This window comes from Pseudonocardia zijingensis, from assembly GCF_042657305.1.
Taxonomy (GTDB): domain Bacteria; phylum Actinomycetota; class Actinomycetes; order Mycobacteriales; family Pseudonocardiaceae; genus Pseudonocardia; species Pseudonocardia zijingensis.
On record NZ_JBHSKO010000059.1, the window covers coordinates 1 to 5152 of the forward strand.

Annotated in this window: 6 protein-coding genes; 3 read left to right on the forward strand and 3 right to left on the reverse strand. The window is 75.7% G+C overall.

Annotation, left to right across the window (positions count from 1 at the left end; genetic code table 11):
• A partial coding sequence (locus tag ACFPL3_RS41800; RefSeq protein ID WP_465269452.1) for a CBS domain-containing protein occupies window positions 1-366 on the forward strand: 366 nt, incomplete at its 5' end.
• Window positions 367-394: 28 nt separating this feature from the next.
• Here ACFPL3_RS41800 and ACFPL3_RS41805 read toward each other — a convergent pair.
• Window positions 395-775: a hypothetical protein gene (locus tag ACFPL3_RS41805; protein ID WP_343942137.1), complete on the reverse strand. Its 381-nt coding sequence runs from the start codon at window positions 773-775 to the stop codon at window positions 395-397.
• A gap of 172 nt (window positions 776-947) precedes the next feature.
• Here ACFPL3_RS41805 and ACFPL3_RS41810 point away from each other — a divergent pair, with 172 nt between their 5' ends.
• Complete coding sequence (locus ACFPL3_RS41810) at window positions 948-2558, forward strand: phosphoketolase family protein (protein ID WP_379590997.1); 1611 nt, start codon at window positions 948-950, stop codon at window positions 2556-2558.
• Window positions 2559-2564: 6 nt separating this feature from the next.
• Here ACFPL3_RS41810 and ACFPL3_RS41815 read toward each other — a convergent pair whose 3' ends face one another.
• On the reverse strand, window positions 2565-3548 hold the full coding sequence (locus ACFPL3_RS41815; protein WP_343942136.1) for an Acg family FMN-binding oxidoreductase: 984 nt from the start codon (window positions 3546-3548) through the stop codon (window positions 2565-2567).
• Between the two features lie 190 nt (window positions 3549-3738).
• Here ACFPL3_RS41815 and ACFPL3_RS41820 point away from each other — a divergent pair, with 190 nt between their 5' ends.
• Window positions 3739-4578: a universal stress protein gene (locus tag ACFPL3_RS41820; RefSeq protein ID WP_343942135.1), complete on the forward strand. Its 840-nt coding sequence runs from the start codon at window positions 3739-3741 to the stop codon at window positions 4576-4578.
• A 10-nt stretch (window positions 4579-4588) separates the two neighbouring features.
• Here the strand turns inward: ACFPL3_RS41820 and ACFPL3_RS41825 are convergent.
• On the reverse strand, window positions 4589-5152 hold a 564-nt coding region (locus tag ACFPL3_RS41825; RefSeq protein WP_379591000.1), incomplete at its 5' end, for an STAS domain-containing protein.

The window sequence follows — 5152 nt, forward strand, 5'->3', positions numbered from 1 at the left end:
GGCTGGTGGACGGTCACGGCGCTGATCGACCACCTGCTCGGGCCGGCGGCACCGCAGGCCGAGGTCTTCCCGGTGATCGACTTCCAGGGAAAGCCCATCGGCTGGCTCACCCTCGCCGACCTCGCCGGCGTGTCCGTGGACGCGCGGCCGTCCACCGCGGTGCGGGAGGTGGTCCGGCCGTTGCCCCAGGACGGCATCGTCGGTGTGGACACGCCCGCCGGGGAGGTCCTGCGCCGGTCGATCGGGCCGGCCGGCCTCGTCGTCGCCCAGGCCGACGGGCGCGCGGTCGGGGTGATCGGGGTCGACGACGTGCGTCGGGCCGCCGAGCTCCAGGGCCTGCGGACCGGCGCGGTGCGAACCCGGTGATCACGGCGCCAGGCGTGAGTCGGGTCGGCTACCACGTCCGTCTCGTCGCCGGCCGCGGGAGCGCGGTGGACGGGGTGGCCGGCGTGGCCGACACGGCCCACATCACCGCGTGCTCCAACCCGGCCGCGTAGTCGCGGTCCGCGGCCTGCGGGCCGTACAGCTGCGTCTCGGCGGCGGCCAGTTCGGCGACGACCGCGCGCAGCGTGAGCGGTCTGTCGGTGCGACGGCCCGTCAGGGGCCCCGGCCCGGCCGTCAGCAGCCAGCGCAGGGCGTCGCGTGCTCCCTCGTGGTAGCGGCAGCCGCCCCCGACCCGCGCGGCCACGGCCCTGAGCTCCGCGGCGAGGGCGGCCGCGGGCCGTAACACGGCAGGCGCCTCGGACGTGGCGTCGCTCTTGCGGATGTCCGCCATCACAGCCTCCTCGGCCCCGGTGGTTGGCCGGCGTCGACGATGTGCCGCGGCCCGCCCGGCGACCAGGGCCGTTCGGCAGGTGTGCGTGAAGTCGGGACGTTCGCCCCCAGTGGCCACCGCCCGTACTCGATTCGCTGAAGTCCGGAGAGATGCCGACCCGGAGGACCCTTCGATGACGATCACAGCAGGCGGCGGTTCGAGCGCGGTCGCAGGCCGTGCGGACGTCGCCGAGCTGGAGCGGCTCGACGCGTGGTGGCGGGCGGCGAACTACCTGTCGGTGGGGCAGATCTACCTGCTCGACAACCCGCTGTTGACCGAGTCGCTGCGTCCGGAGCACGTCAAGCCCCGGTTGCTCGGGCACTGGGGTACCACCCCGGGCCTGACGTTCCTGTGGGCGCACCTCAACCGGGTCGTCGTGCGGCGGGGCTGGGATGCGCTGTTCGTGGCGGGGCCGGGGCACGGCGGTCCGGCCGTCGTGGCGGCGGCGTGGTTGGAGGGCACCTACAGCGAACGCTTCCCCGACGTCTCGCGGGACGCGGCGGGCATGCGCCGCCTGTTCCGGCAGTTCTCGTTCCCGGGCGGGGTGCCCAGCCACGCCGCTCCGGAGACGCCGGGGTCGATCCACGAGGGTGGTGAGCTGGGGTACTCGCTGGCGCACGCGTACGGGGCGGCGTTGGACAACCCGGACCTGCTCGTGGCGTGCGTGGTGGGCGACGGGGAGGCAGAGACCGGTCCGCTGGCCGCGTCGTGGCATGCGAACAAGTTCCTCGACCCGGTCTCCGACGGCACCGTGCTGCCGGTCCTGCACCTCAACGGCTACAAGATCGCGAACCCGACGGTGCTGTCGCGGATCCCGGAGCGGGAGCTGCTGGCGCTCCTCGAGGGGTATGGCCACGAGCCGGTGCTGGTGGACGTCGGCGCCGACGAGGACCCGATGGTGGTGCACGCCCGCGCGGCCGAGGCGATGGACCGCATCGTCGACACGATCGCCGGCATCCGTGCGCGTGCGGCGCGCGGCGAGCTGGGCGGGCGGCCGCGGTGGCCGGTGCTGGTGTTGCGCAGCCCGAAGGGCTGGACGGGGCCGCGGGTCGTGGACGGTCTGCCGGTCGAGGGCACGTGGCGGGCGCACCAGGTGCCGCTGGCGCGCGTCCGTGAGGAGCCGGAGCACCTCGCGCAGCTCGAGGAGTGGATGCGCTCCTACCGGCCCGAGGAGCTGTTCGACGACGAGGGCCGCCCGGTGTCGGGGCTCGACGCGGCGGCGCCCACCGGGGAGCGTCGGATGAGCGCCACCCCGCACGGGAACGGGGGCGAGCTGCTGCGGCCGTTGCGCCTGCCGGACTTCCGGGAGCAGACGGTCGCGGTGCCCCGGCCCGGGGCGGTCACCGCCGAGGCCACCCGGGTGGCCGGGCTCGCCGGGAGCACGGACATGCGCGCGGTGCTGGCCGCCGAACGGGACGGCCGGCCCGAGGCTGTGCTCGCGGTGGCGGTGTGGCTGCACCGGCTCCGCGCGCAGATCGCGGCGATGGCGGCTGCGCTGGGCGGGCTGGACGTGCTGGTGTTCAGCGGTGGGATCGGGGAGAACGCGCCGGAACTGCGTGCGCGGGCCGTCGACGGGCTGGGCTTCCTCGGGCTCGCGCTCGACGCGGGCGCGAACGCGGCGGCGGATCCGGAGGGCGAGACCGACGTCAGCGCGCCGGGCGCCCGCGCCCGCACGGTGGTGGTGCACGCCCGGGAGGACCTCGTCATCGCCGCCGAGGTGCGCAGGCTCCTCGCCGGCCGCTGATCCTCGTCAGGTCATGAGCACCGCGTGCAGGTCGCGGCGCGGGGTCGGCGGCAGGGCGGGGGCACCGGTCGCAGGCCAGCCGACGCGCACCACGAGCTGGGGGTGCTCCGGCACGTGCAGGATGTCGCGCCTGACCTGCAGGCGGGTCCTGTCGACCTCGAGGGCCTGGCTGAGCGGGGTGGTGGCGTGCCCGAGCCCGGTGGCCGCCAGCAGCACCGCGCTGGTGGCCTCGCCCGCCTCGAGGTGGTCGAGCACGTCGTCGCCTGCGGTGGTGACCACCAGCAGCTCGGCGGCGTCCTCGCCGGTGCCGTGCCCGGGCTGCCACGGTGCCTGCGCGCGCCCGGGCGTACCGAAGTGGCGCAGCGGGGACGGGCCGATGGCATCGATCACGGAGGCGGCGACGTGCGACGCAGGCACCCCGTCGTGGCAGCCGGAGAGCCGGTGGGTCCACACCCACAGCTCGCTGGCGTACCCGGGTTCCTCGCGCAGCAGCCGTTCGCCCTCCGCGATCACGGCGAGCAGCTTCTGGCGCCGCGCCGGATCGGTGACCGGGACGAGGCTCGCCCCGGTGCGTGAAGCCTGCTCGACGAGCTTCTGCAGGTGGTCGGCCGGGATCGGGCGCCTGCTCATGCGGCGCCGATCGGTGCGGCGCTCCGCGATCGCCGGGTACAGGGCAGCGGCGTCCGGGTCGCCCCCGCGGGGCTCGTGGCGCACGGAGACCGTGGCCAGGAGAGTGCGGTCCTCGGGGTCCGGCAGCCTGCGGACGTCCGCGGCGAGGTCGCGCGCGGCGAGGGCCACGCAGAGGTGGTGCAGGGCGGCGCCACAACTCAGGACGAGATCCCGCCGGTCCGGGTCGGTGGCGATCAGGTGGCGTTCCTCGTCGGCGTACAGCCGCACCTCGCCGGTGCTGATCCGCCAACGCCACGGCTGGCTGTTGTGCACCGACGGCGCTCGCAGAGCGTCCTCGACGGCTGCTTCGAGCTGCGACACTGCTGTGCCTCCGGGATGTCGTCGTGGTTCACGCGGGAAGCCCGCCCCCGACGGTCCCGCGCCGGGCCGCCCGGGACCAGCGGCGGTGGTCCCGGACCGGGGAGGACTCTCGCCTCCACACACCGGGACCCGCGCCCGCGGCGCGGGGGTGGGTCGACGGGCCACGCTTGCGGGCGAACGGAGGGGGCGGATGGAGAACCGGTCGCACCTGCCGATCGTGGTCGGGGTCGACGCGTCGGACTCGGCCCGTTCGGCCGCGTGCTGGGCCGCCGATCTGGCCGCGGCGTGGCGGTGCGAGCTCCACCTGCTGCACGCCGTGCCCGGCTCGGCGGACGACGCGGCGCCGGGATGGCTGCGTGAGATCGTCGACGCCGCGGAACGCGCCGGGGCGGGCCCCTGCCGCGTCGAGCTCGTCCCTGGCGGCCCGGCCGAGGCGCTCGGCGAGCGAGCGGCCCGGGCCCGGATGCTGGTGCTGGGCAGCTACGGGGAGGGCGCTCGGTCGGGGATGCTCGCCGGTTCGGTCGCGCTCGCGCTGGCCGGCGAGGTGACGTGTCCGGTCGCGGTCGTGCGGGGTCGGATGCCTCAGGTGCCGCCACCGCGCGGCGGCCCGGTGGTGGTCGGGGTCGACGGTTCGGCGACGTCGCACGCCGCCGCGCTCCTGGCGGCCGACATCGCCGGCTCGTTCGGGAACCGGCTGGTCGCCGTGCACGCGTGGTCCGAGGTCGAGGAGGGTGCGGGCGGGCTGCGCCGGCGTCCCGAGGACTGGGGCGAGCTCGCCCGGCAGGGTGGTGCCGTGCTCGCGGCCGAGGTCAGCGGGCTGGCGCAGCTCCACCCGGGGCTGGTCGTGCAGGAGGAGCTGGTGCACGACACCGCGGTGCACGTACTACTGGACCGGGCGGACGAGGCCCGGGCTCTGGTGGTCGGGCACCGCCGCGAGCGGGCGCCGTACGGCATGGGGCTGGGGTCGACGAGCCGTGCGCTGGTCGAGTTCGCGCCGTGCCCGGTCGTCGTCTCCGACGGGACGGGGTGACCGGGAGGGGTCACGGGTCCGAGGTCGGCCTGCGGGTGCTCGCCCGGAAGCCGGCGATCGCGGTCGGGAGCGTCGGGAAGATCCGGTCGTCCCCGATCCGCTCGCGCAGTCCGCTGCCGTCCAGGTAGACGAGGAGGTCCTGCTTGACGCGCGCCAGCGCGGGCACCACGCCGCGGCGGTCGAGCTCGTCGCACAGGGTGTGCAGGGCGTCGGCGGCCGTGATGTCGAGCTCGACGATCGCCTCGGTGTTGAGCAGCAGCCACCGGGCGGGCGGGTCGGCGTCGTCGAGGGCGGCGAGGGCCCTGCGTCGGAAGTTCTCGGCGTTGGCGAAGCACAGCGGCGCGTCGTACCGGTAGACGACGAGCCCGGGCTTCGTGGTGGCGGTCGGGTAGTCGTCGACGTCGTGCATGCCGGCGAGGCCGGGGACGAAGCCCAGGATGCCGTCGTGCGGGCGGGAGACCTTGCGCAGCAGGTCGAGGATCGAGATCGCCACCGCGACGAGCACGCCGTTCAGCACCCCGACGGCCAGCACCGCCGCCGTGGTGACGAGCGCGATCGCGAGCTCGGAGCGGCG